Source organism: Paenibacillus sp. SER-28, from assembly GCF_052906305.1.
Genome location: NZ_JBRECM010000005.1, coordinates 239,431 through 262,258 on the forward strand (window position 1 = coordinate 239,431; position 22,828 = coordinate 262,258).

Annotated in this window: 29 protein-coding genes and 1 pseudogene; 14 read left to right on the forward strand and 16 right to left on the reverse strand. The window is 45.7% G+C overall.

The window, feature by feature from the left end; translation table 11 throughout:
* Positions 1-151: 151 nt before the first annotated feature.
* The 7 genes and pseudogenes from ACUYLD_RS15175 to ACUYLD_RS15205 all read left to right on the forward strand — a co-directional run.
* On the forward strand, positions 152-436 hold the full coding sequence (locus ACUYLD_RS15175) for a hypothetical protein (RefSeq protein WP_446675421.1): 285 nt from the start codon (positions 152-154) through the stop codon (positions 434-436).
* A gap of 174 nt (positions 437-610) precedes the next feature.
* Positions 611-1,120, forward strand: coding sequence for an immunity 50 family protein (locus tag ACUYLD_RS15180; protein ID WP_446675422.1), 510 nt, complete (start codon positions 611-613; stop codon positions 1,118-1,120).
* Positions 1,113-1,364, forward strand: a complete 252-nt coding sequence (locus tag ACUYLD_RS15185) for a hypothetical protein (protein ID WP_446675423.1) — start codon at positions 1,113-1,115, stop codon at positions 1,362-1,364. The genes ACUYLD_RS15180 and ACUYLD_RS15185 overlap by 8 nt, the downstream gene beginning before the upstream one ends.
* Positions 1,355-1,984, forward strand: a complete 630-nt coding sequence (locus ACUYLD_RS15190) for a hypothetical protein (protein WP_446675424.1) — start codon at positions 1,355-1,357, stop codon at positions 1,982-1,984. Before ACUYLD_RS15185 ends, ACUYLD_RS15190 begins: the two co-directional genes overlap by 10 nt.
* A gap of 73 nt (positions 1,985-2,057) precedes the next feature.
* On the forward strand, positions 2,058-2,303 hold the full coding sequence (locus tag ACUYLD_RS15195) for a hypothetical protein (protein WP_069290571.1): 246 nt from the start codon (positions 2,058-2,060) through the stop codon (positions 2,301-2,303).
* Positions 2,287-2,847: a hypothetical protein gene (locus ACUYLD_RS15200; protein ID WP_446675425.1), complete on the forward strand. Its 561-nt coding sequence runs from the start codon at positions 2,287-2,289 to the stop codon at positions 2,845-2,847. Before ACUYLD_RS15195 ends, ACUYLD_RS15200 begins: the two co-directional genes overlap by 17 nt.
* A 2-nt stretch (positions 2,848-2,849) precedes the next feature.
* Positions 2,850-2,966 (forward strand): annotated as a pseudogene (locus ACUYLD_RS15205) (Imm26 family immunity protein); the annotation flags it as partial.
* A gap of 3 nt (positions 2,967-2,969) precedes the next feature.
* Here the strand turns inward: ACUYLD_RS15205 and ACUYLD_RS15210 are convergent.
* Positions 2,970-3,509, reverse strand: coding sequence for a hypothetical protein (locus tag ACUYLD_RS15210; protein WP_250266847.1), 540 nt, complete (start codon positions 3,507-3,509; stop codon positions 2,970-2,972).
* A gap of 375 nt (positions 3,510-3,884) precedes the next feature.
* Here ACUYLD_RS15210 and ACUYLD_RS15215 point away from each other — a divergent pair, with 375 nt between their 5' ends.
* Together ACUYLD_RS15215 and ACUYLD_RS15220 are read left to right on the forward strand one after the other, a co-directional pair.
* Positions 3,885-4,544, forward strand: a complete 660-nt coding sequence (locus ACUYLD_RS15215) for a hypothetical protein (protein ID WP_250240659.1) — start codon at positions 3,885-3,887, stop codon at positions 4,542-4,544.
* Positions 4,525-4,884: a DUF7716 domain-containing protein gene (locus tag ACUYLD_RS15220; RefSeq protein WP_250266848.1), complete on the forward strand. Its 360-nt coding sequence runs from the start codon at positions 4,525-4,527 to the stop codon at positions 4,882-4,884. The genes ACUYLD_RS15215 and ACUYLD_RS15220 overlap by 20 nt, the downstream gene beginning before the upstream one ends.
* Here the strand turns inward: ACUYLD_RS15220 and ACUYLD_RS15225 are convergent.
* Positions 4,874-6,511 (reverse strand): DUF6138 family protein, encoded by a 1,638-nt coding sequence (locus ACUYLD_RS15225; RefSeq protein WP_250266849.1) that lies wholly within the window; start codon positions 6,509-6,511, stop codon positions 4,874-4,876. The two genes, ACUYLD_RS15220 and ACUYLD_RS15225, sit on opposite strands and share 11 nt — an antisense overlap.
* A 288-nt stretch (positions 6,512-6,799) precedes the next feature.
* On the opposite strand from ACUYLD_RS15225, the gene ACUYLD_RS15230 reads away from it, so the two are divergent.
* Together ACUYLD_RS15230 and ACUYLD_RS15235 are read left to right on the forward strand one after the other, a co-directional pair.
* Positions 6,800-7,165: a hypothetical protein gene (locus tag ACUYLD_RS15230; RefSeq protein ID WP_250266850.1), complete on the forward strand. Its 366-nt coding sequence runs from the start codon at positions 6,800-6,802 to the stop codon at positions 7,163-7,165.
* Positions 7,166-7,182: 17 nt separating this feature from the next.
* Entirely contained in the window at positions 7,183-8,619 is a 1,437-nt protein-coding gene (locus ACUYLD_RS15235; protein WP_446675426.1) for an SMI1/KNR4 family protein, read from the forward strand.
* Between the two features lie 18 nt (positions 8,620-8,637).
* Here the strand turns inward: ACUYLD_RS15235 and ACUYLD_RS15240 are convergent, their stop codons facing one another.
* Both ACUYLD_RS15240 and ACUYLD_RS15245 read right to left on the reverse strand, forming a co-directional pair.
* Complete coding sequence (locus ACUYLD_RS15240) at positions 8,638-9,252, reverse strand: TetR/AcrR family transcriptional regulator (RefSeq protein WP_274483014.1); 615 nt, start codon at positions 9,250-9,252, stop codon at positions 8,638-8,640.
* Between the two features lie 25 nt (positions 9,253-9,277).
* A complete protein-coding gene (locus tag ACUYLD_RS15245) occupies positions 9,278-10,762 on the reverse strand; it encodes a phytoene desaturase family protein (RefSeq protein ID WP_446675427.1) in 1,485 nt (494 codons plus the stop codon).
* 421 nt (positions 10,763-11,183) lie between these two features.
* On the opposite strand from ACUYLD_RS15245, the gene ACUYLD_RS15250 reads away from it, so the two are divergent.
* Entirely contained in the window at positions 11,184-12,416 is a 1,233-nt protein-coding gene (locus ACUYLD_RS15250; RefSeq protein WP_446675428.1) for a peptidase, read from the forward strand.
* A 419-nt stretch (positions 12,417-12,835) separates the two neighbouring features.
* Here the strand turns inward: ACUYLD_RS15250 and ACUYLD_RS15255 are convergent, their stop codons facing one another.
* Positions 12,836-12,943, reverse strand: a complete 108-nt coding sequence (locus tag ACUYLD_RS15255; RefSeq protein ID WP_158451783.1) for a putative metal homeostasis protein — start codon at positions 12,941-12,943, stop codon at positions 12,836-12,838.
* A gap of 246 nt (positions 12,944-13,189) precedes the next feature.
* Positions 13,190-13,549, reverse strand: a complete 360-nt coding sequence (locus ACUYLD_RS15260) for a hypothetical protein (protein WP_254350552.1) — start codon at positions 13,547-13,549, stop codon at positions 13,190-13,192.
* Positions 13,550-13,734: 185 nt separating this feature from the next.
* On the opposite strand from ACUYLD_RS15260, the gene ACUYLD_RS15265 reads away from it, so the two are divergent.
* Together ACUYLD_RS15265 and ACUYLD_RS15270 are read left to right on the forward strand one after the other, a co-directional pair.
* Positions 13,735-14,004 (forward strand): helix-turn-helix domain-containing protein, encoded by a 270-nt coding sequence (locus ACUYLD_RS15265; RefSeq protein ID WP_010347197.1) that lies wholly within the window; start codon positions 13,735-13,737, stop codon positions 14,002-14,004.
* A 63-nt stretch (positions 14,005-14,067) separates the two neighbouring features.
* Positions 14,068-14,328 (forward strand): helix-turn-helix domain-containing protein, encoded by a 261-nt coding sequence (locus ACUYLD_RS15270; protein ID WP_053326298.1) that lies wholly within the window; start codon positions 14,068-14,070, stop codon positions 14,326-14,328.
* Between the two features lie 189 nt (positions 14,329-14,517).
* Here the strand turns inward: ACUYLD_RS15270 and ACUYLD_RS15275 are convergent, their stop codons facing one another.
* From ACUYLD_RS15275 to ACUYLD_RS15320, 10 genes are all read right to left on the reverse strand, one after another.
* A complete protein-coding gene (locus ACUYLD_RS15275) occupies positions 14,518-15,393 on the reverse strand; it encodes a cysteine ABC transporter substrate-binding protein (protein ID WP_446675429.1) in 876 nt (291 codons plus the stop codon).
* An 18-nt stretch (positions 15,394-15,411) separates the two neighbouring features.
* Complete coding sequence (locus ACUYLD_RS15280; protein ID WP_025721631.1) at positions 15,412-16,167, reverse strand: amino acid ABC transporter ATP-binding protein; 756 nt, start codon at positions 16,165-16,167, stop codon at positions 15,412-15,414.
* A gap of 18 nt (positions 16,168-16,185) precedes the next feature.
* Positions 16,186-16,863, reverse strand: coding sequence for an amino acid ABC transporter permease (locus tag ACUYLD_RS15285; protein WP_446675430.1), 678 nt, complete (start codon positions 16,861-16,863; stop codon positions 16,186-16,188).
* Positions 16,844-17,509 (reverse strand): amino acid ABC transporter permease, encoded by a 666-nt coding sequence (locus tag ACUYLD_RS15290; RefSeq protein ID WP_039271644.1) that lies wholly within the window; start codon positions 17,507-17,509, stop codon positions 16,844-16,846. The genes ACUYLD_RS15285 and ACUYLD_RS15290 overlap by 20 nt, the downstream gene beginning before the upstream one ends.
* 219 nt (positions 17,510-17,728) lie before the next feature.
* The gene (locus ACUYLD_RS15295) at positions 17,729-19,177 is read right to left on the reverse strand and encodes a SulP family inorganic anion transporter (protein WP_446675431.1); all 1,449 of its coding nucleotides are present in this window, start codon (positions 19,175-19,177) and stop codon (positions 17,729-17,731) included.
* A gap of 289 nt (positions 19,178-19,466) precedes the next feature.
* Positions 19,467-19,865 (reverse strand): PIN domain-containing protein, encoded by a 399-nt coding sequence (locus ACUYLD_RS15300; RefSeq protein WP_446675432.1) that lies wholly within the window; start codon positions 19,863-19,865, stop codon positions 19,467-19,469.
* Entirely contained in the window at positions 19,866-20,105 is a 240-nt protein-coding gene (locus ACUYLD_RS15305; RefSeq protein WP_069290586.1) for a hypothetical protein, read from the reverse strand.
* A gap of 64 nt (positions 20,106-20,169) precedes the next feature.
* On the reverse strand, positions 20,170-20,727 hold the full coding sequence (locus ACUYLD_RS15310) for a hypothetical protein (RefSeq protein WP_446675433.1): 558 nt from the start codon (positions 20,725-20,727) through the stop codon (positions 20,170-20,172).
* A 23-nt stretch (positions 20,728-20,750) separates the two neighbouring features.
* Complete coding sequence (locus ACUYLD_RS15315; RefSeq protein WP_446675434.1) at positions 20,751-22,421, reverse strand: ABC1 kinase family protein; 1,671 nt, start codon at positions 22,419-22,421, stop codon at positions 20,751-20,753.
* A 1-nt stretch (position 22,422) separates the two neighbouring features.
* The gene (locus ACUYLD_RS15320; protein ID WP_013312404.1) at positions 22,423-22,782 is read right to left on the reverse strand and encodes a phasin family protein; all 360 of its coding nucleotides are present in this window, start codon (positions 22,780-22,782) and stop codon (positions 22,423-22,425) included.
* Positions 22,783-22,828 lie beyond the last annotated feature (46 nt).

Sequence of the window (22,828 nt, forward strand, 5' to 3'; positions counted from 1 at the left end):
ATAAAGGATGGATGCTTGTGGTTAACAACCTGCAAGAGCTGCTCCGCATTGTAACCGACGATGAATTGATTCCGCTGATGCTAGCTATCGAGGCTCCCAGTATCAAATCATCCTATAACAAAGGGACAACGCCGGAAGTGTACACATTCTTTTGTCCAATGACCCCCTGTGCCAATCTTCTAATCATTGCGGCATGCTCGTTTCAATCCGTCAGGACGTTTATGAAAATATCGACCAAGCAATCGTCGAAGACGTTATGATGAAGCTGAGCCAGTGGTTAAAGGCACACAAGCTGCTACACAGTCCGCGTAACTTTTATGCTGGCAGTAAAGCACGCGCTATTATGGATATTGTTCCATTTATGCTCGAACAGGATACACCGGATATGAAGTATGTTTTTCAATCGCGGGCTCCGTTCCCTTTACCACACACTTAAACAATCCGCCATACCATTAACCCTAGGAGGCTGCAATTTATGCAAATTCAAGTTCAAAAGGTTGAAAAAAAAGAGAACGAATATCTCATTCATTATCAAGCCGGGGGAGCGTTGCCGTTCGTTCCGCATGATATTGTTCTGATCCATGGCAAACAGTATTTTATAGGCACGATTTTGAAAGTAGAGCCGGAACAAGCCCTTGTACGTATCAATCCAGAATATGAAGACCAACTGGCAGGGTCCATCGGACTGGAACTGGCTTTCTCTCCAACCGTTTCTATTCAAGGTGCAGACAGCATTGTTGAAAAGCTCGGCTATTTTCCTCCCTTTCATTATGACCGAATTACGGCTGCTAATATGACGAAAGACCAGATTACACTGACGATTGAGCTATCCTACGCTAGCGTGCTTGTCCCTAGATCACCGGATCTGGAGCCTTCGGCTGAGGCACCTGTAATCCCTGAGGCTCCAGCAAAAGACGTCCCACGCTATGCAGTGACTTTTACATTTCTGGAAACCAAAGAACATGTATTAACTCCTGTAGAAACAGAAAACATCATCTTGCAGCTTGATTTCCGCTATGAAGAAGCAGACATGGTCGTTGATATCGATGCCTTGTCGGGACTGTCAGGTAGCTTTCTGTGCAGAGGTATCCGCGCAGAGATTAAGGAACTGAATGAATAAACAGGAGGCTCGCGAGCTGTTACGTTGTCATTCTTTTATTCAGGATGATCTGGATCATCCCAAAATGCAAAACGGATTTCTAGGGATGCTCCGCCCCTTCCAGGGAGAACTGATTGAGGATAATTTCCATGAGCTGATGACCATCATTGAAGTTCTGGCAGATGAGTTGGAGAAACCATCCGTAGAACGGGAGCTGTCCACATCATCGACATCCAAAGGAGAATCACTCTACTTATGCGTGTAAGAATATTTATATTCATATTGATTATCGGAATTATATGTGTGCCTGCCTATTTCATTATGAGCAGCTTTGGATTATTTCAAAATGAAAAGGTGCTTGTACATTACAAGCTTGCCATTGAGATAAAGGAAAAAAAGTATGATGCCTGGCCTTTAATCAGCAGCTATACTGCTATAGATAAAAAAGGGGACAATCGTCAGCTTTACTATCAGGCGGAGGGCTCAGGCATAGAGTATCTGTTTCAACTAGCCTACGGACAATATGAACTCCGACCCTCCAAGGAAAATCCTTTCCTCGACGGGGGAGTCCACTACACCATGGACCATCCTGAGTATGTGCGTGAGGAAAAGCAGTATGAGAATGCTAACGACTACACGGAATTAACCCATTATTACAATCAGCAGGAACAGATCATTTATACCTATAATCCCGAAGCCAAGCTCGATGAAACATACGTCCGTTCCATCATCACCGCTGGAATGACTCGCACAACCGGTAGATCAAGCCGTGCGGTAAAGGATGACTATATCAATATCAGCAAGCTGTTTAAGGATAAGCTGGGAGTGAATGTGAAGGTAGATGTGGATGAGAACAACAAAATCGTCACCTTATCTATGACATGATCTCACAAATGATGCACCGCTAGCGATTAATAATGAATTTCTGGATGAAATCAATCATGTCGAGAACGCTTTGTTGATTGGTGCAGATGCGGGCGACAATTTTTACGTTCTGATATGTAATGAATACACCCCGTATGTGTACTACTGGGACCGCACACATCTTCATGCTTATGATGACAAACTGAACTATGATATTGCAGAGCAGGACCAATGTGGACATTTGTATCTGGTGGCAACAGACTTTACAACGTTTTTTAACCAGGTAATTGAACGACTCAACGAGCAGAGAGGGAGGCCTACTGATGACAGAAATACATAATCCTAAATGTGGACCGGCTTATTTGGAAGGTTGGGTTGTACCCGAAAACCCGGAGGCATGGGTCGAGCAGGAGTGGACAGGTAAGCTCTGTTCACAGGCCGGACATACGAAATTCCACATTTTTTATTATGGAGAGCTTATGGACGAGCTAATCGCTGTAACTGAATTTGCACCCCAGCTCATTATTGCAGAAGATGCAGTCACAGGTGAACAGATCGTGATTTTTGGCGGAACCCGCCATGGTTACGATGCTCTGCTATGCGAAGTGTATACCAAGGAACAGCAGAACAATCGCACTCCCCTGCTGCCCTATCTGGACGAAGATGGTGAAGATACTTTCGAGGTAAGCTTGACCGCTTTTTATAATGTGGATTGGGATGACGAGTTTGCAGACGATGTGGATGAGAATGGACAGTTAGAGCTGATCAACGGCGAACGATGCGATTTTGAAGATGTGAAGCGGAACGGCTATGATGCGATCAGCATTACGATTACCAGCGCTAAAGGTCTAAAAACAGAGATCATTCAGGAAGAGCTGGCCTGACGATGGTGTTCAAAAGAATCAAACATCGGGAAGGCGATATTTTTGTTATTCCCACGCATGACGGCCGATTTGCGGTATGTCAGGTGATCTGCGCACTGTATGGTAGATTCAAAAAAGCGTTGTTAAAAAGGCTCGAATGTATAAGGGAATGGTGTACGATCTGTGCCCAATACCGACTTTACGCGCTCTTCATCCACCAACGCTTCGACGAGGCTATACAAATCCGAGGCTGCATACCGAAAATTGCCCCATGTGCGTAGATTCAAAGCATAGATTGGGAATTCTCCCCGTTCATCAGGCGATTGAATATCCCAAATCAGCAGGTCATTCCCTTCACTGGAAGCGAAGGGAACCGCATGCTCCAAAAGTTCTGGAAAGCCATCTGGCTCCAGCGCCGCTTCTTGTAAAACCTCTTCCGATTCGAGTAAATCATCAAACCAGGCCCGCCAGTCATGATAACGATGAAGCCATGAATCCGGGTGATCGCCAAGAGGAATATGAATGTTCCATAAGCCGCATAGTCGCCCGTAACCAAGAGTTTTGACATAATCTATATAAGAAGGCGGAAAACCCATACCATTTTCAAAACGATGTTCTATTAGAAAAGCCTCATCATAATAAGCCTGAAACTGCGGACGTTGCAGCCCTGTAAAAATGCTCATGTTCGCCCTCTCCTTTTGCACGTCCTATTCACCTTTTCACCCTTCGGTGCATTGAAAAGGCCATTTTCAAGTGTTAAAATGGGAATAAGATGTATATTCTAAAAAAAGAGTGAAGATGCGCCAACATCCTCACTCTTTGGCAACAGCCGCTTTTAAGGGCGGTAGCCGTGTCAAAGGATGATCATTGAAATAGACCGCTTGCCTTTGTCGAGGGCGGTCTATTTCTTTTTATGGAAGGAAAGAATCAGGACCGTCACCTCCTTTACAGGAGACTAGCCGACCGCCCATCTAAGCCATTCTGTTGTTGAGGAATATTATAACATATGAATCATAAAATGTACGTTTTTACGCTCTTTCCGAAAAGGAGGAACGAATATGGAGCAAAAGCGCTTCAAAGATGAACATGGATATAAATATGACTTTGCCGCCGTGATCCGGAGAGGAGAACAAGTAGCTGTTCACTGTCCCCGTTGTCAGGGCCAAGCTTTTATTTCCAGATCCAAAAAAGAATGTTATTACGTTGTTCGATGCTCTCATTGTTACTACACGTATCAGCAGCCAGAATCTTATACATTCTATGCACGCGGCGTATGCAACCATTGCGAACGGTATTTTAATATCGAAATCCATGATGACCGAACGAAACTCCATAAAAATACGAATATAAACTGTCCGCACTGTGAGACACGCAATCAGGTTCCGGTGCATCGTGTTCAATCACGCGAATGGCATACGGACGTGATCCAAAACGGAAAAGACCCTATTTTCCAGCTCCAGCTGTACTTCCTTGATTACTATCGGGGTAAACCTGTCTGGGCTCTTAACCGGATACACCTGAATTACCTGCTCTCCTATATCTCTGCCGAGTTGCGGGAAAAGCCTACATCCGGTATGATGCGTACGGCTTCCCATTCCATTCCCAAGTACATTAAGGATGCGAAGAATCGCCAGGCCATCTTAAAGATATTACAAAAGCTACAGCATAAGCCAGCAGCTAAGAGAGGAGCCTCCATACATGAGCATACTAACTTTTGACAGCCTTGAAGCACTAGTTCATGCCGTTGACCAAACAGAAATCAATGAATGGGTATTTGCCAATCTGAAACATGTCCAAAGTAATCCGCTCAATTCTACCTACTACATCATTCCCGAGGAAGAATTGTGGGAGCTGGAGGATGCCGGTCTCACCGTCACCAATCATCGTGATGAAAGTATCCCTGCATCTCTGCCAGACCATCACGTGCAATCTTGGCTGGAGGTGGCGACTGTACAGGATGTCATTGAAGTGTTACGCCACAGCGGAAGCGAGCCGGATATTGAACGCATTGCGCAGGGACTGCGATATTATCATGAATATGATGCTTTTATGGAATAAGCGTCTCCAGCAACTCTTTCACCTCAGGGACAGCCTGCTTCAGGCTGTTTTTTAGTTTCTTCGCGCCACCCCATATACGATAAACAAGCACCTCTTGTTCATAGTCCTCCAGCTTCTCAAGCTCCTCCACCAGTACCTGTGCCTGCTCTACAGTTTCGATTCCGGATGACTTCAGTGGTTTGGCAGACTCGTTGCTTGCCAGTAGAATCCTCGTCCAAACGGGGATCGTGTCAGGTGTTAGCCCATGCGCTTCGGCAAAAGCAGCCGCGTAACCGTTCTGTACGGACTGATGTTCACTGTCCACCAGCTTCATATAACGATTCACTAATGGGAAATAGTTCGTTCCTTTCAGTCCTAATCCCATTACCGCATAGGTTCCCGGCATCGCCGACTTTTCACCGGGCTCTACATCGTTATACCATTTGAATTCTTCCATCACGGTTTCGGCATATTCAGCCAGCAACGGATGCAGCGACGGATACTCAAGTGCATTGGCGAAGAAACGATGTACCGTAGATTTAGCCAACTTGGGTACAGGCAGGTAGTTTTTCACCTTGCTTTTGAACTTCATCCGATATTCCTTGGTAAAGCCCTTCTTTAAAATATCGCATAAATATACAAGTGCTTCTCTATAGCTTTCTTCTTCCTCTGAACGAATCTGAACCTCCAGCGTTTGCAAAATATCATTGGCTTGGCAGATGACTCGCTCGCTTGTATGTAGCGTTGGGATGCTTCCTGATCCGCTCTCAAGCCACACGGAAGCCTGCTCCGAGCCTAGCTGTGCAGCAATCTCCAAATATTTCTGCCGTGCATCGGCATCGGTCGAACCCACCCGCATCGCGGTAAGCAGGAACATCTCCATGGCTGGCGTGGGAATTTTCGAAGGGAGAATATCGGGCTTCACTTTATAATCCAGCCCATAGCTTTTTTCCCGATCCGCATACTTCAGCAAAAATTCATCTTCAGCCCAATGCTTTAAGCCACTGTTGAGCTGATACCTCCATGCTTCCTCACGCTTGCGGCTGACCTTCACTTTGGCATCCATTATATGGAGCAACTCATCCACCCGCTGGGCATCTATAGCGTACAAATGAGGATCAAGCAAGTGTCTCACTAAGAAGAAATCGTCCTCTTCCTTCGGGATAGCTTTACTGGAGGGGTTGAGCTTCTGCTCCACAAACTGCTGGATAGTGGCTAACAGTTGCTGCCGTTTATCTTCATTTAGGAGTGAGAATGTAAAATGATTGGCCTTATTCTCCAAGACCACTTCCAGATGAAAATCCAGCCGATAACGAAAGAACATGGAACTGAATTCTTCCGAATTAAATAGCGCCTCTATCCGTTCCCTAAACACAGGCATCCATTCGTCCTGAACCTGCTGCAGTGTTACCCCCTCCGTAAAACCAGAAATCTCCATGTCCGGTCTACGATGATCCCAATCAAACGGTTCGTAGGTATCCACCCACAGCCCATCCTTCTTACAGGTAACTTTTAAGTATTCATGAATCCCTTCGTGAAGGACACTTTTGATTTGGAATTCGGCGATGCGCTTTTGCTCAGAAGCGTACGCCTCATCAATCGCCTCAAAAATTGGATCTATGTAGGCTTGTACCCCTGATGTTGTCATAAGATGTGTTCCTCCTTCGTCCCCTCACAAATTGTAGTTCCTATGGAATTAAGATAGACTAATCTATAACTACTTTATTTCCTAATTATAGCATATCTCTCATTTACTTTTGATCTCTATCCCTATAGATAGAGTGCCGGAAAGCAGGTGTATCCTACATGTATTGGGTTTCCACACAACATACGACGGTGGCTGCCACGACACTCGGAGATCATTACTACGAAGACTTTAGATGTTCAAGTCCCATTCACAGAAACACTGGAACATATTTTACGGGATGAATTCGGAATGATGGAACCATTTCCCCGTTATTTCGAACCTGTCAGCCCAGACAAAGCCTCAACATTCCTACTGTTTAATCCCCCGGATACGACCGAGGCCTACAATCCAGCCCATCCGAACGAGCAAGCCCTGGATTTCGCTCCGGCATCCATACAAGCATTGGCTCAGCGGTTTAAACAGCATTTTTCCTCAAACCTATGGATTGAAAATGAGCATATCTGCATGGCTTTTCTTCAGACTCTAGGCGGATACGTGCGTTTTAACTATGCATATGGACGCGAAGTGGCGATCATTTATGAACCGAAAGCGATAGCACTTCGTGATGAAATTCTAGCATTCTTGCAAAAAGAGCATTATCGGGTTGTAGAGTAAGAGGAGGACGAATACGAATGACAGTACATTTTGCACAAACCTTAGAAAAACTGGAACAAGTCGTTGATCGTCTGAGACAAAGTGGGATGCCTGATGTGGTATACCAATGGACGGAGGGGATTTCTACAGGTGAACTAACTGAGCTGGAGGAACGGCTACGGATGCCTTTGCCTGCCTCCCTGTCTGAATTAATACAGCGGTGTGGCAGCTTAAATTTACTATGGTGCCTCCCCCCACACTGTATTGTAGCTGATGGACCGGAGTGTTCATATAAAAACAGCAATGATCTTGAACAAGAGCAGAGTATCCTAGACGATATCACAGGAGAGTTTGGCTGGAATCATGAGTATATTGGCTATTTTACATCCTATGGGGAAGATACCGACTCGGTAGCGGACGAGCAACGATATCTGATCCTTAATTATAATGGTGCGGGTGATCCGATACTGCTTGATATGGCGACATCCACTACAGAGCCAGCGGTGTTCTGCTATTATCACGAGTTGGACCAGTTCACGCTGCTTGCGAAAAATCTACCTGCCTATATAGACACCATGCTCACCTTGCATGGGCTATGGCTATGGGATTGGTTTAAAGTGGCCGATGAGCATGGCATTCAGCTAAACAGCCCACCACTGCAACTCTGGCTACGCTGGTTGAACATGTTTTGCACGATGAAACTGGAGGATGCGCAGTCGTTGGAGACGCTGATCCATTACACCACCATGCATGGCGTAGATCATCCTGCTGTGTTGCAGGCTTTTCAAGCCTATGATCCAAAGGATATTTTTCTTGCTTGGGAGCAGCACTGGCAGAACATTCAGCATAGCCAGGTTCCATTCTCTACTTGGGCCGTTTTAATAGGGGAGACCGCGGGGATGGGGGCTGCTGATTGGGTCCGCTCCTTGTGGGAACCAGAAACCGCGCAAGCATGGACATCTTTAGCTCAAAACAATACCCTACATGCTAAGGGTGCATTTGCGTCCACACGTGCCTATCTGAGCGCCCGTTGCCTACCCGAGCAGGAAGGCTTGGTATGTGTTTGCAATCACCTGCTACAGGATTCGGCCGCAGAAGACAAATTAGAAGGATACACCGCTAATGGGCAGCTACAGCATTTTCGTTCACCACAGATCATTAACTGGATGCGGGATAAAGTCAATCATCCGGTGGATGGCTGGGCAATACTTTTCGCTCACTCCCGTCCTACAGCTGAGCAGTTGATTGAATGGCTATCCGATAGCGAGCTTCATCAGAAAATTGCAACGGAGGCGCTGGATATCATGATTCATCGGGATCTTTTCCCGCTCTGGAAGCAGACGCTTGGGCCAATATCTCAGGTCTGCTTCTTGCTTCTTTGCAGCTCGTTATGCTCAAAAAAGATAAACGTCGCATTGAAGCCGTGCTTAAGCAGCTTTCAGACGCGGATTTGCATGTACAGTGATGCGAGGTAAAGAAAGTTAGCCGCTGCGTCAGCGGCTTAACCCTCTGAGGAAAGTATCTATAGTGAATGCGATCAATTCATCATTGGATTTTGCCATAGGAAGTTCAAAATTCAGGAGCAAAGAAGTCAATCCGTGCAGCATGCTCCATACGGATCTGGCGATCAGGCGCTCATCTCCTTGAATGATGCAGCCTTCCTCCATAGCGGCTTTGAGCCCAGCTTCAAGCAGCTCAAAGCCTTTAAAACGCCCACTGTCTATAAGGCTGACCAAGCTTACAGATTCCAGGTTGCTGATAAACAGGATGTTGTAATATTCCGGGTTAGCCGTTCCAAAACGAACATACGCATCAGATACCGTTTTCAGTGTGTCTAGCGCATTTAATCCCGCTGCCTGTGCTTCATCTACACGCTGCTGAAGAGCCTGCAGGAACAAGGTATTTCCTTCTACCAGCAGTTCACAGACCACGGCTTCCTTATTGGCAAAATAATGATAAATAGTGGTTGGTGAATATTCGATCTGATCCGCAATTTTGCGCATAGAGACTTCGGCATACCCTTGATTCAGGAACAGCGACCGGGCGGCCTCAATGATTTTCCGGCGGATCTCACTGCTTTCACGTTCTCGGCGTTTGATATGTTTCATGAGTAGATGTACTTGCCCTTTCTGCCTACCCCAATTTGGCGGCGATACGATCAGCTTCCATTATACCCGAGTTCATAGCCCCTTGAAACCCGCCCCCAGGCTGTGTCCAGGCCCCTACCAATGACAGACGATTCACAGCTGATTTGTGCTTCAGTCTTTTTATACCGGACTGCCGAACCGTTTGTGCGTAGCCATAAACGGCCCCGTCGGGATTAGCAGTATAACGTTGCATTGTGCGTGGTGTGCCCAATTCGGCCACCACTACCTTGCTGCCAAAACCCGGATACAGCTGTTCTAGGCATCCCAATATCTGCTGTGTCACGGCTTCCTTTTTGGCTTTATATTCGGGACGTGCGGCAGGCCAGTTCTCCAATCTGTCCAAAAATGTAATTGCAATGACACCCTTTCCCGGTTCATTGAGCTTAGGGTCCATGGCGTTATAATTCGTGAGCATCCAGTTGCCTTTGGTATACTGGCCGCTCATCATAGCTTCATAATCTGTTTCCGAATCCGGCTCATTGCACAGGATTAGGTCTTCTTCGGTGATGCCAAGCTCATGAGGCTCACATGATAATCCCAGATATAGCTGGGTGAGAGACGTGCCGGTCTCCAGACTGCTGACAGCTTCCAGCTCACGACGGGCAGCATCATGGTTTTCCAGTAGGCGGCCATACGTATGATGGGGACTGATACCAGACACAATCCAGTTAGCTTTATATGCATCGCCTTTTTTCAGACGAACACCAGCTGCTTTACCGCGTTCGAGCATAATCTCAGATACCTGACTGCGCAGATGAACTTCTCCTCCCGCTGACTTAATAGCGTCCACCAGTGCATTGGATAAAGCCTGTGCGCCTCCCTCAATGTAATATGTCCCCTCCAAATGATAGCCGATCCAGGGAATAAAAAAATACAAGGCCGCAAGCCGCTTTGGAGGCAATCCATAATAGGCCCACAGCGCAGTGAAAAATTCCGTGAATCGGTCAGACAACCCGAATTGTCTTATAGCTTCCCAGGTCGTCATTTGCGTCCAACGGAAGAAGGTTCCTGCTTTGAGCAGGCCAGCCGCCTTGCGCCAGGAAGTGAGGGAAGAAAAAGCAGAGAAGCCTGTTTCAAAACGACGAATGCCCGCGAATAGACTATCAATGGCTTTCACCTCAGCAGGAAACATGTTTTTGAGGAGCTGCACATACTCCTGAACATCGGACGGAATATCAATGGTCTGCCCTTCCCAACGAATGGAGTAAGGGTGCTTTTTGCGGAGAGGAACAATTCGCTGGTCCGCATTGCAGTCCTTTAACAGCCGACCGAAGCTGCCCTCCTCGAGTCCGCCGACACCGTGCAAGGAGACATCAAAGGTATATCCCTTTCTTGTAAATTCAGTTGCGAAACCGCCAGCTAAAGTATGGCTTTCAAAAACAGCTGTTCGGTAACCGAGCGCGGAAAGTCTTGCTGCACAGGACAAGCCACCCAGTCCTGCACCGATGACAATAACGTCGTATTGGTTCATGATTTCATCCCCCTTTGTTAACATCGTTATATAAGTTAACACTGTTAAGTTAAGGAGATTATATACCACAATATTACCGTTGAAAAGCCCGGTATCTTGGTTGCCCGCTATAGATGAATACCATGAGTTCGATCTATCTACTTCTAATTGCAAGCGGCTTTAAGGATTTTTGTAGAATCATCCATAACGAAAGTAAAACTTTTTTATAAAAAACACCCAAAAATGTAGCGCTTTCACTTGTCAGATTCCAATGAAGGTGCTATCCTTCAAGTGGGATTGTTACTGAAAAGGCAAAACCCGAGTGCACACGTGTACCCGGAGTTTGCCTTTTTTTGATTTGTATGAATTCCACAGCATACAGTCAACCATCCCGAACATGTAGTAAGCGCTTTAAAAAATGACACCAAAGGAGATTAATCTCATGCAAAGAAGACGTTTTGCCCTTGTTTTATTATCTTTCGTGTTCCTGCTTACGATCTTTTTCCCATCCTCCAGCTCTGCCGCAGCAGCCGATGTCCCAGCGCCACAGGCTACCCTGCTTACTCAGGTACAGCCTTTGGGTGAAGTCGTTTCTGCTGTCGTACTGAAATACAGCACCAATATTGACGGGGCATCCTTATCCACGTCCAGCTTTCAGGTTCAATCTGTACTCAATGATGTATATACAGACAGAACCGTAACCGGTGTATATACCAATGATACTGGAGCCATCACCAACCGCAGTACTTATGGTAAATATGTCGTGATTGAGCTGGATACACAAGATAAAAATGCAAGTACCCTTACTTACGATGCAACAAGCGCAGTTAACCGCATCAACACGCTGAATTATACGATTAGTCAAAAGAAAGATATTGCAACTTCAAAGAAAACAGTCATCCCAGCCTCTACACAGACTGTAAAAGCAACGGATAAAATTACACCAATCGTGGACGATTTCCAAAAAAACACCTTTGAAAATAAAGAAGGCTTCAAGCTGAACTACTTTACGTTTGAGCCTAAGGTAGAGCCTGACAAAACCTACCCGTTGGTTGTATTCCTGCACGGAAACGGCGAACGCGGTGATGGAAACGGAGTCAACCTGTTAGCGAATGCTGGTGCTGTCACTTGGGCTTCTCCTGAGCAGCAAGCCAAACACCCATCCTTCGTAATCGCTCCACAAAGCCCGATTGACCTGGAGCATAAATTCATTTGGGCGGATGAGCCACGCAACAGCGCTGTAGCCGATTTGGTACGTGATACGGCGTTAAAATACCCGATCGATACCAACCGAATCTATATTGTTGGTATTTCTCAAGGAGCCATGGGAACGTGGAGATTGTTGGAAAAAAATCTGGACTTGTTCGCCGCAGGTGTGCCGATTGCCGGTTTGACCAACTATGAAAAAGCCGTTAACATGTATGCGCCTGTTGAACCTACACACGTCGAGGCATTGAAAAACGTTCCTATTTGGGCCTTCCATGCTGCAGACGATACCACAGTAAGTCCTAAAAACTCGCAAGAAATGGTCGCTGCCATTAAAGCACAAAACGGAAACCTCATTCACTTCACTGAATACGAAGCAGGGATTATCAAACCTACGGGACACTTCTCCTGGGTTCCGGCTCTGCAAAATCAGGATATGATTGAATGGCTGTTTGCACAAAAGAAATAAGTGTAGTTTTTGTATTAAAACCGAACTTAAAAGTTTCATATTGTGCCACTACGCAGTCGGATAGTGCTTCCCATCGCCACCGCCCCCGGATTTCTTGAACAAAGCCTTTTATAGAGTAGTAATCCGGGGAGGTGATGCTTCCGAAGCGCGCTTTCCTACGGAAAGCTTTTAAAGCGATCGCTTCGCTTGTACAGCACTATTCCGTCTACTCCGTTTTTATGTTCATTTTGAGTTTGGTTTTTTTATATCTCCAAATAATGCGCCAGAACGGTTCGATACCCGCCTGGCGCTTTTTTATTATTCAAAAAAAGACACCTACTTTCCTGTGTACCACGATCAGGAAGGCAGGTGCAATATCAAAACGAGGAGACTGAAAAATTTGACACTGGTATTGCCATTTGCAGTTAACTTGGAACCTGCTACTTCGCGCGTTTCGCAGCTTTGATCGTTCTCAAAGCTCGTCTGCGAGTTACCTTGTTCGGACTCCGAAGCTGTCTTCTGGCAGTTGCCACATCTGCTTTAGCCATGTGTACATCACCATCCTATTCACTTAGGCTCATATTGGGAGCATGCACCTAAAGACTGTTATTAATGATTATGATTCTCATTATCATTTAAGATTATATAATGAAATCTACTAGCATGCAAGAGCTTTGGGGGAAGTATGTATCTTTATTACGGCAGTGTCCATTTCACCCTTTTAGGCTTCTGTGTTACATTATATAAGTAAAACGAGAACAAAAATTCGAATCAGAATTTACGTTCGCCATTTTTCATAGTCCTTTGTTCCGAACTAAGTCAAAGTCTATATCTTCCCGACATGTGTTCCATAACAGTTCATCTGTAAGAAAACTTAATGCATCCATGTTGCGCAATCGTTCGACCAACTCAGTAATCACATCTATGTCTTCACGTTGTACATGTCTTGCAAGAGTGATTCCTCCCGTGTCACCATCAACATATAGATGCGAATAATGCCTTTCCTTTTTTACATGTCGAAGAGTAAGCACGCTATTGTCGATCATCATGACGTAACGGTCCTTGATCAGATAGCCTTCAAAAAGCTCATACATATGCGGAAGATCACAGGGACCAAGAATGACACTTACTTTTTCAAAATTGCCTTTGTTCATTTAGATTTAGCTCCCTCTTATGATTTTAATTATTCAAAGCAAGAAAACTAACAACTATTCACTCGAAAAAGCGGAATTCAAACCACAAGTTTTACTCCTGTAGTTCTATTTTATTACTTCTATAGTAAAACTTCAATAGATTTTATGATTTTCTTGTACTATGAAACAAAAGGAGAATCTAAATTATGGAGATTCAAAATAGATATCATTTTAAACTTGGCGATATTTTAGAAGAACTTGATATTTCCCGAAATAAACTGGCCGTAGAAGCAAAAATACGTCCGGCAACTGTAATAGATATGGTAAATGGCAAAACCAAAAGACTTGAATTAGAAACACTTGTCCATATCCTTGATGCTTTGAATAGATTCGCCCGCCAGCGTAGATTTACAAGGACTATTACTCTTGCTGATATTGTAGAGTACATTCCCGAAGATGGAATTGAGGGACATTGAGACTACCAAGGCATGACCTCAATTATTTTTGTAATTCGTTAGAACATGGGGGTTCTGTTCAACATGAAAATGTCAAACGCACAGGGAATTGCTTTCAAACTTGAAGAATTGCTTCGAGAAATCGGGATTACTAAAAATGCCCTCGCTCGTGAGGCTAAAATCAGACCCAATACTATCTACGAAATGTGTAACAATACATCCAAGCGGATCGAGTTTAAAACGTTTAATACAGTGATGGAAACGTTAATTCGCCTTTCTGGTCGCCCGTTAACCCTGCACGATGTTCTCGAGTACATACCTGAAGATGAGGTCCATGAATATTAATTCTGCCTAGAGTGTGGCGTTATTTTCAATAATCCTATACAAAGCAAAAAGACCCATTTTTTTAGAAATTCGGGTCTTTTTGCTTTAAAGGAATCCATTATGCAAATATATAGATTTACAGCACTCAGAACTTAATTACATTCCAAAATGATCATATAAACGTGTCAAACACTCTTTACTCACCCCAGATTAATCCACTTTGCCGCCCTCTACGACCAGTTGATCTGTAAAGCCTTCTCCGTAAACAGAGGTCAATGTGTCCTTGTAGGCTTGATGCACAAAGTTTTCCTTGCCTAATGTAGCCAGCTCATTGTTGATCCAGTCTAATAGCTCCTTATTTCCCTTTGCTACTGCGGGTGCAATCGTATCTTGACCACCAAAGGCTGGGATGGTTACGGTAAAGCCAGGGTTGGCCTTTGCCCAGGCGATCAGCTCTGTATTATCGTTGGCAATGGCAGCCCCGCGTTTGTCTTTGAGGGCTGAGAAGATTTCTGTATATTGATCGAATTTAAGCAGCTTGATATCAGGGTAATTTTTCGTGAAATAGGTTTCAGCCGTTGTTCCCTTTGCGACAATCAGCTTCTGATCCGAATTCTTCAATTGGTCAATCGTGGTGATTGGAGCGCTATCAGGCGACACAATGCCAAAGGATAATTTCATATACGGGTTGGCAAAATCGACTTTTTCCTTACGCTCATCCGTCACCGTAAAGTTAGCCATGATGATATCTACCTTGTTGGATTCCAAATAGGCGACCCGGCTGGCAGCATCCACCAGAACAAATTCCACCTTGGACTCGTCACCCAAGAGATCTTTGGCAAACCGCTTCGCAATATAGACGTCAAAGCCTTGATTCTTCCCTTCCGAATCCACGTAGCCAAAAGGCGGCTTATCTGCAAATACACCTATACGAATCTTGCCATTCTTTTTAATGTCCTCAATCGAAGCAAATTTAGCCGGGCCTGAACTACCGTTGGTATTTCCGCCTCCTGCACATCCCGCCAAACCAACAATCAGCAAGCTCAAAGCCAGTAATAACGTCGTGAACTTCATTCCTTTTCTCATCTGTATTCATCCCCCTGTTTATATCGTTTCGTACTGAAATATATCCAGAAAGTGCTGAGCACGCTCTGTTTCCGGTTGGGTAAAAAATTGCTGTGGCGTAGTCATTTCGCATATCTGTCCTTGATCCATAAAAACGATACGATCTCCTACCGACTTGGCAAATCCCATTTCATGCGTCACGATAATCATGGTCATGCCCTGCTGTGCCAGCTCTCGCATGACATCCAGTACCTCTCTGACCATTTCCGGGTCCAAGGATGCGGTGACTTCATCAAAGAGCATAATTTCTGGGTTCATACACAGGGCTCGCACAATTGCAATCCGTTGCTTTTGCCCACCTGATAATTGTCTCGGATACGCATCTTTGCGATCCAGCAGACCCACTCGCTCCAATAGCTGCTCCGCTTGCTCAAGTGCCTCTTGCTTGTTTCTCCGCTGAACTTTAAGCGGGCCGAGTAATATATTTTCTAAGACCGTCATATGCGGAAACAGCTCGTAGTTCTGGAACACCATTCCGATATGCTGCCGCACCTCACGCCAGTTCACTTTCTTATCCGTCAGGTCCTGCCCTCTATAACGGATAGCTCCACTCTGGACCGGCTCCAGACCATTGAGACATCGGAGGAGCGTGCTTTTTCCACATCCCGAAGGACCGAGAACGACCACGACTTCCCCTTTCGTTACGTCCAGATTAATCTGTTGCAGTACTTTTCGGTCTTCGAAGCTTTTGTGCAGCCCTCGAATTTCGAGTAAAACCTCCACAGCCTCTCCCATGACATCCACCCCATCCTGCTAATTTTGCCATCTGCGTTCAAATCTTTTGGAAAGTCTGGATAACGGATAGCATACGAGAAAATACAATATGAAAATAAAGCCGTACACCCAGAAGGATGCCGTGGGCGCCTTGATTACACCAAGCTCAATAATCTGCTGCCCGACCTTGACCACTTCCACTACACCGATCAGCACCACTAATGAAGTGGTCTTGATCATCCGTGTCGCCAGATTAATAGAACCGGGAAGCATTCGGCGCACCGCCTGGGGAATGAGCACATAGCGGTATAACTGTCCATATGTCAATCCCAATGCCTGCCCGGATTCCACCTGATGCTTGGGCAGTGATTCCAATGCACCACGAACGATGTCACCAATCTCGGCCGCTCCCCACAGGCTGAATACGATAATTGCTGTCAATTCCCCGCTGATATTCACATTCAACAAAGGAGTAAATCCAAAATATACGACATACAACCATACCAGAATTGGAATAATGCGGAATGTCTCCAAATATAATTTCAGCACAAACCGAATCGGTCTTGATTTTAAGGTGCGCAGCAACCCCATCAAAATGCCTAGTAGAGTACCGATAATAATGGAAAGTAACGCAATCTCCAGCGTAACGAGCAATCCCCCTAATAGACGCTCGAAATTGGAACCTTCAAAGAGCACATTAATCCCCGAATTCAGCATATCGCACCTTCCTTTCCACCCACGTCAGCAGTATCGACAAAGGTAAAAGCAGAACGAGATATGCCAATACCAGCAGAATTAGCGATTCTGTCGTTTTGTAGTACATGCCAATCAGGTCTTTTGCCACATTCATCAGATCTAATAAAGCAATAGCGCCAACAATGGAAGTCTCCTTGAGCAAAAAAATCGCATTCGCTCCCAGAGACGGAACACTGATGGCAAAAGCCTGTGGCAAAATAACATATCTCGCCAGTTGTATCTTGGACAGCCCGAGACTCAGCCCGGATTCCGTCTGGGTTTTGCTCACTGCTTCCATTCCCCCACGGAACGCCTCAGCCATATAACCCCCGCCCAAAAAGGTCATGCCCACAATGGCACACGTCATTTCGCTCATATGCAGACCTATTTTCGTAAACCCGTAATACAGAAAATATAACTGTACAAGCAGCGGCGTATTTCGGGAAAGCTCAATATAGGCAACAACGATGCCGCTAATTCCCCTTACCTTGTAATACAGTACTGTGCTGCACAGCAAACCGACGACTAATGAAAATAGAATAGCAAAAAAGGCGATCTTCAACGTCAACCACATAGCTTCTCCATATAACGGCAAGCTCTCTACAATAAACTCCCAGTCTAAGTTCATATGTGTATACCTTTCGATTTTCAATTATTCCTATGTACTTGCTCTGCTTAATAACAATGATTGTATTCCTGCCCAATTATTACGTCAATACTTTGATGAAAATTTGTCATATTTATCTATGATTCAGGAAGAAAAGTGTTGTTTTATTTCAGAAATAAATAAAAAAAGCTTGAAATGAATAAATTTCATTTCAAGCTTTGATTTATGCTATACGATTCATCATACGAGCGGCTCGGTAACAAGAGGGCCGCCGAGCTTCTCTACAATTAAACGGCTCTCCTCATTTAATCCCCGCAGGGTGATGGATTTGCCGGATTTCGTATACTTTTGCAACACCTTGCCGATGGCAGTAACTGCGGAGTGATCCCAAATATGAGAATGACTGAAGTCCACCACGACACGTTCTGGATCATCCGAAGGTTCGAAATGATCGACAAAATGAGTCGTTGAAGCAAAAAACATCGGACCCCTGACATGGTACACCTTTTCGTCGTTGTTCTCCGTTGCGCTGATGCGAATTTTAGCCATTTTCCAGCCAAAATGCAGAGCACTCAGCAGTACGCCTACGATCACGCCCTTGGACAAATCATGCGTGGCCACCACAATGATCACCGTGACCACCATAATAAACGTGTCCGCCTTGGGTACCTTAGCAATGTTTCGGAGCGATTTCCAGTCTACGGTTCCGATACACACCATGAACATGACTCCTACCAATGCGCCCATTGGCACTTCCTTTACAATCCCGCCAAGCACGAGCAGCAGAAAGGCCAAGAATACCCCAGCCGTAAAAGTGGACAAACGCCCTCTTCCACCTGAGCTGACATTAATGACGGATTGTCCGATCATGGCACAACCACCCATACCACCAAAAAAGCCATTTACAAAGTTGGCAATCCCTTGCCCGCGGGCTTCCCGGTTTTTATTGCTTTTCGTTTCGGTCATTTCATCCAAAATACTGGCTGTCAGCAGCGATTCCAGCAGTCCAACCAGTGCCATCGTAAAGGAATACGGCAACAAAATCCGCAAAGTATGCCACGACCACTCAATTTGCGGCAAATGGAATGAAGGCAGCGAGCTGGTTAGCGTACCGATATCTCCTACCGTTTTCACATTCAATCCAAATACATACGTAATGATCGTCATGATGATGATTGCCGTCAATGGAGCAGGAATGCTCTTCACAAATCTCGGTAAAATATACACAATGAGCAGCGTCCCCGCTACCATCGCGTACATGATCCAATTAGCTCCATGAAAGTGGGTGAGTTGCGCCATAAAGACGAGGATCGCCAGCGCATTCACAAATCCGGTCATGACCGGCTGCGAAATAAAGCTGATAAAGCGACCTATTTTCAAAACACCCAGCAGCACTTGAATGATTCCTGCCAAAATGGTAGCTGCAAACAGATATTCCACGCCATGATCCTTCACCAGGCCAACGACCAGTACCGCTACCGCTCCAGTAGCTGCCGAGATCATCGCCGGACGTCCACCTGCAAAAGAGATGACAATTGCCATCGAGATGGAGGCATACAGCCCGACCATGGGATTGACCCCCGCAATGATCGAGAAGGCAATCGCCTCGGGAATTAGTGCTAGCGCCACGGTCATGCCCGCAAGTATATCGGCCCGGATATTACCGAACCATTGTTGTCTAAGATTCATACTGTCTCGTTCCAGCCTCCTATATTTACAGAGAGTAGCGTGTTGACTCGTAACCCGTGTGTTTCGGGTCTCCGTCCAGCGGCCAATCGCCAAGGCTCTCCTATCATTCAGCTCGTCTCTCTCAAACGAACCCGGTCCGTTACATTCAGTCCATCATTATAACGTAAGGGATTCGCAGAGACGAATGAGTTAAAAGGCTGTTTACAGAAAGAAATCATCTATTTCCTTGAAATATCGATCATTATCTTCATCTTATTTCGTTTTCTTATAATTAAAATTTTTGCAATTTCTAAGATTCTAACCTGCTAAAGTTTATCACCTTAACTTCATACTCAGCGAACTGTAGATCTTGATCCGCCGTAACCAGTACCAATTGGTTTATAATAGCTGTCGCAAGAATCAATGCATCTGGAGTCTTGAGCTTTCTTGCAAACTTATCTTTTTGTTCTCTTCTGATACGCCCCGCTTTAATTGCGATGTCTGAATTAACTGCGATAAATTCCCCGCCAAGAAAAGGTATTGAATCTAAGTCAGTATCAGTGGGCAACCCGGCTATAAACTCGGACTGAGTTATAACAGAAAAGAAAATATTCTCTTTGTCTTTCTCAGCTTGTCGTATTACTCTATCCAAAGATGAGTCAAGTCTATGAAGGGCAATAGCTGCATTCGTATCAAATAAATACCCCATCTAATCCCAATCCTCTCTGGATTGTTTAACACTCTCTTCGATCTCAAGTAATTGCTCCTTACTTAGGCTGCCTCGGGAATTTAAAACAGCTTGCAACCCTTTCGGTAACGGGGACTCTAAATCAATAACCTCAGTTTCCCCCTGTTTATTTTCTATAGTAACTTTTGATGGTTCAAACCCAATATCACGAAGGAGATTTAAGAGACGTATTCGATGTAGATCAGTTAATTTTTTTGCCACTAAAATCACTCCTTAGCAAAAGATTAGTTTCCTGTCATAGCTCATTTGATTCGTTTTCTTATGTTTAAAATTTTCGCAATTTCTGTACAAGCTCCGATAGGGATTCAGTAATCTCAGAGTCCGCATGCTGCTGGAGTAAGCCTTCAAAGTCAGGCAGTGCTTGCTTCAATAATCGATAACTATAGTCATAATAACTCCAAAAAGCTACCGGATCATAACCGCGTGCTTCTTCCTCTTCCCACTCCAGTTCATCTTCTTCTGGATCGCTGTCTGCCGGCCATAGATATTTTTCGTCCAGCAGCATGGTTAGGGATTCTACAGACTTCTGTGAATCCTCTTGTGCGTTTTCCATGTCCAATGTTCCAACAACCGCATGGTACAGTTCCAACTCACTCCGCGTGATATCATCCGAATTTCTCATATGCATAATACGCAATAAGAAAAGTAACACCCATGGCGTAACCTGCCACAGTGTGCCTTGATGCTCTATCAGATCAGCAATTGCTGCGTACTCCCCGTTGGATATCAATTGTGGCAACTCCGTGCCCCTGCCATAAGGAGTAGTCAGGCGGTGCCATGGCACATCTGCAATTTGGAGATTATTCATCTTATGTGTATCCATAAGTTTTCCTTTCTGGTCAGTATCTAGAATCTTCCCGATTTAAAAATGGAATATAGTAAAAAGGCAACCATTAAGAGAGCGACAACAAAGCCGATTTCAATGGCAGGTACATTCCACAGCATGGTCACCTGATGATTCAGCGATGAACCGATAATAAGTCCGACCATAATAATGCTGAACGCTAACAGCACGATACTGAATGACAGACGGTTGCTGATCTGATCCAGCCTGCGCAGAAGCATTTCCAGCTCCGGCACAGTAACCTCCAGCTTAAGCTTGCCCTTGCTGATAATCGAGGCCAAATGCCTCGCATGTCCTGGTAGTTCCATCAGCGTCTCCACCAGCTCAGTCGCACCACCCAGCAGCTTGCCTCGGATACGACGACCGCTGAAGCGTTCCTTCAACAGCTTGTTACCAAAGGGCTCAGCCAAAGCGATAATACTGAGATCGGGGTCCAGGTGCTCCACGACCCCCTCCAGTGTCAGCAACGCCTTGCCTAGCAACAGGACGTCCGACGGCAAACCAATCCGATGGCGCTGCGCTGCGCCAAATAGGTCGTTCAAAGCATCACCAATACTAATCTGTGAGAAAGGAACGTCTGAGTAATCTTCGCGTATCTTGTCCAGATCAGCACGCAGCGCATTCAGGTCGGTGTCCGGTTCGACCAGACCCAAACGTTCGATAGACCGAACCATGGCATCGGTATTTTTGCGCATCAGGGCAATAATGAGGGAAGCGAGATGATTCTTCATCTCTTCGCTCAACCTTCCCGTCATGCCAAAGTCCAAATAAGCGAGACTGCCATTTTTCAAAACAAGTAAATTCCCCGGATGGGGATCGGCATGAAAAAATCCCTCTATAAAAATTTGATGCAGCATGCTGTTCACCAGCCGCTGCGCCAGTTCTTTCAAGTTATATCCACGGCGTAATAGCTCTTCACGACTACCCAAGTGAGTTCCGTCTAGAAACTCCATAGTCAGTATACGGGAAGAGGTATGATCCCAGTATATTTTCGGAATATAGATATGTGGGTCCTGCTCAAATTGGAGCGCAATCTTCTCTGTATTACGGGCTTCATGGTTGTAATCCAGCTCCTGAATGAGCGATCTCCCCAGCTCCTCCACCATCTGGCGAAGCTGATATCGCCCTACCCACTCCCAGCGCTTGGCTGCCATAGCGGTCAGTTCCCGCAAAATGTCCAAATCTCGCCGAATAATGCGATTAACGCCAGGACGCTGGATTTTAATGGCGACCATTTCGCCGCTGTGCAGCTTGCCCAGATGCACTTGCCCGATCGAAGCAGCGGCCAGCGGAACATCGTCAAAACGAACCAGTATGTCCTCTAATGACGTGTCCAGCTCTTGCTCCAGAATGCCACGCGCCGTTTCAGATGAAAACGGTGGTACCTGATCCTGAAGCTTAACCAGCTCACGGATAATAGGCTCCGGCAGCAGGTCAGCACGTGTGCTTGCCAACTGTCCAAGCTTGATGAATGCAGGCCCCAGATCCTCCAGCACAAGTCGAATCCGTTCACCTAGCGTTTTGGACTCGGGAGTTTCTCTCGTCAGCCACTTGCGAGGCAATGACAGCAGCTGGAACAGTCCCATTTCTTCCACCATATAGCCAAAGCCATGACGCGCCAGCGCCATGGCAATTTCCCGGTAACGACCGGCGTGCTTCATACGAACCGCCATTTTAATCCAGCCGGTTCGCTTCTTCAGCGTCGCTCGAACCCGTAAGCGCCGCCTTTTCTTTTTCCAGCTCCGCTACCTGTTTTTCCAACAATGCCACACGCTGCTCCAAACTTGTAACATCGTTTTCGGTAGGGACTTCCAGCTCCTGCAAAATGCGGCTAACCTGTTCGCGGATCACTGTTTTGAATTGTCCCTGTTCCTCTGCCCCTCGTTCGATCAGACGATCGACCAGTGCTTTGGATTCCGAGGGCGCAAGTTCTCCCCGGTTTACAAGATCCTCGACGGCTTTCTCCACCTTTTCTTTGCTGACAACGGTGAGGCCCCATCCCAATGAGATGGCTTTTTTGAACAAATCGCTCATAATATATCCTCCCCTACCTGTGATTACCTATAGTATAACCTGAAAA

Bases quoted from the DNA above. Each gene is read 5' to 3' on its own strand.
- ACUYLD_RS15185 (WP_446675423.1), top strand. From the start codon at position 1,113: ATGAATAAACAGGAGGCTCGCGAGCTGTTACGTTGTCATTCTTTTATT.
- ACUYLD_RS15190 (WP_446675424.1), top strand. From the start codon at position 1,355: ATGCGTGTAAGAATATTTATATTCATATTGATTATCGGAATTATATGT.
- ACUYLD_RS15200 (WP_446675425.1), top strand. From the start codon at position 2,287: ATGACAGAAATACATAATCCTAAATGTGGACCGGCTTATTTGGAAGGT.
- ACUYLD_RS15210 (WP_250266847.1), bottom strand. From the start codon at position 3,509: ATGAGCATTTTTACAGGGCTGCAACGTCCGCAGTTTCAGGCTTATTAT.
- ACUYLD_RS15215 (WP_250240659.1), top strand. From the start codon at position 3,885: ATGGAGCAAAAGCGCTTCAAAGATGAACATGGATATAAATATGACTTT.
- ACUYLD_RS15220 (WP_250266848.1), top strand. From the start codon at position 4,525: ATGAGCATACTAACTTTTGACAGCCTTGAAGCACTAGTTCATGCCGTT.
- ACUYLD_RS15225 (WP_250266849.1), bottom strand. From the start codon at position 6,511: ATGACAACATCAGGGGTACAAGCCTACATAGATCCAATTTTTGAGGCG.
- ACUYLD_RS15230 (WP_250266850.1), top strand. From the start codon at position 6,800: ATGATGGAACCATTTCCCCGTTATTTCGAACCTGTCAGCCCAGACAAA.
- ACUYLD_RS15235 (WP_446675426.1), top strand. From the start codon at position 7,183: ATGACAGTACATTTTGCACAAACCTTAGAAAAACTGGAACAAGTCGTT.
- ACUYLD_RS15240 (WP_274483014.1), bottom strand. From the start codon at position 9,252: ATGAAACATATCAAACGCCGAGAACGTGAAAGCAGTGAGATCCGCCGG.
- ACUYLD_RS15245 (WP_446675427.1), bottom strand. From the start codon at position 10,762: ATGAACCAATACGACGTTATTGTCATCGGTGCAGGACTGGGTGGCTTG.
- ACUYLD_RS15250 (WP_446675428.1), top strand. From the start codon at position 11,184: ATGCAAAGAAGACGTTTTGCCCTTGTTTTATTATCTTTCGTGTTCCTG.
- ACUYLD_RS15255 (WP_158451783.1), bottom strand. From the start codon at position 12,943: ATGGCTAAAGCAGATGTGGCAACTGCCAGAAGACAGCTTCGGAGTCCG.
- ACUYLD_RS15260 (WP_254350552.1), bottom strand. From the start codon at position 13,549: ATGAACAAAGGCAATTTTGAAAAAGTAAGTGTCATTCTTGGTCCCTGT.
- ACUYLD_RS15265 (WP_010347197.1), top strand. From the start codon at position 13,735: ATGGAGATTCAAAATAGATATCATTTTAAACTTGGCGATATTTTAGAA.
- ACUYLD_RS15270 (WP_053326298.1), top strand. From the start codon at position 14,068: ATGAAAATGTCAAACGCACAGGGAATTGCTTTCAAACTTGAAGAATTG.
- ACUYLD_RS15275 (WP_446675429.1), bottom strand. From the start codon at position 15,393: ATGAGAAAAGGAATGAAGTTCACGACGTTATTACTGGCTTTGAGCTTG.
- ACUYLD_RS15280 (WP_025721631.1), bottom strand. From the start codon at position 16,167: ATGGGAGAGGCTGTGGAGGTTTTACTCGAAATTCGAGGGCTGCACAAA.
- ACUYLD_RS15285 (WP_446675430.1), bottom strand. From the start codon at position 16,863: ATGCTGAATTCGGGGATTAATGTGCTCTTTGAAGGTTCCAATTTCGAG.
- ACUYLD_RS15290 (WP_039271644.1), bottom strand. From the start codon at position 17,509: ATGAACTTAGACTGGGAGTTTATTGTAGAGAGCTTGCCGTTATATGGA.
- ACUYLD_RS15295 (WP_446675431.1), bottom strand. From the start codon at position 19,177: ATGAATCTTAGACAACAATGGTTCGGTAATATCCGGGCCGATATACTT.
- ACUYLD_RS15300 (WP_446675432.1), bottom strand. From the start codon at position 19,865: ATGGGGTATTTATTTGATACGAATGCAGCTATTGCCCTTCATAGACTT.
- ACUYLD_RS15310 (WP_446675433.1), bottom strand. From the start codon at position 20,727: ATGGATACACATAAGATGAATAATCTCCAAATTGCAGATGTGCCATGG.
- ACUYLD_RS15315 (WP_446675434.1), bottom strand. From the start codon at position 22,421: ATGGCGGTTCGTATGAAGCACGCCGGTCGTTACCGGGAAATTGCCATG.
- ACUYLD_RS15320 (WP_013312404.1), bottom strand. From the start codon at position 22,782: ATGAGCGATTTGTTCAAAAAAGCCATCTCATTGGGATGGGGCCTCACC.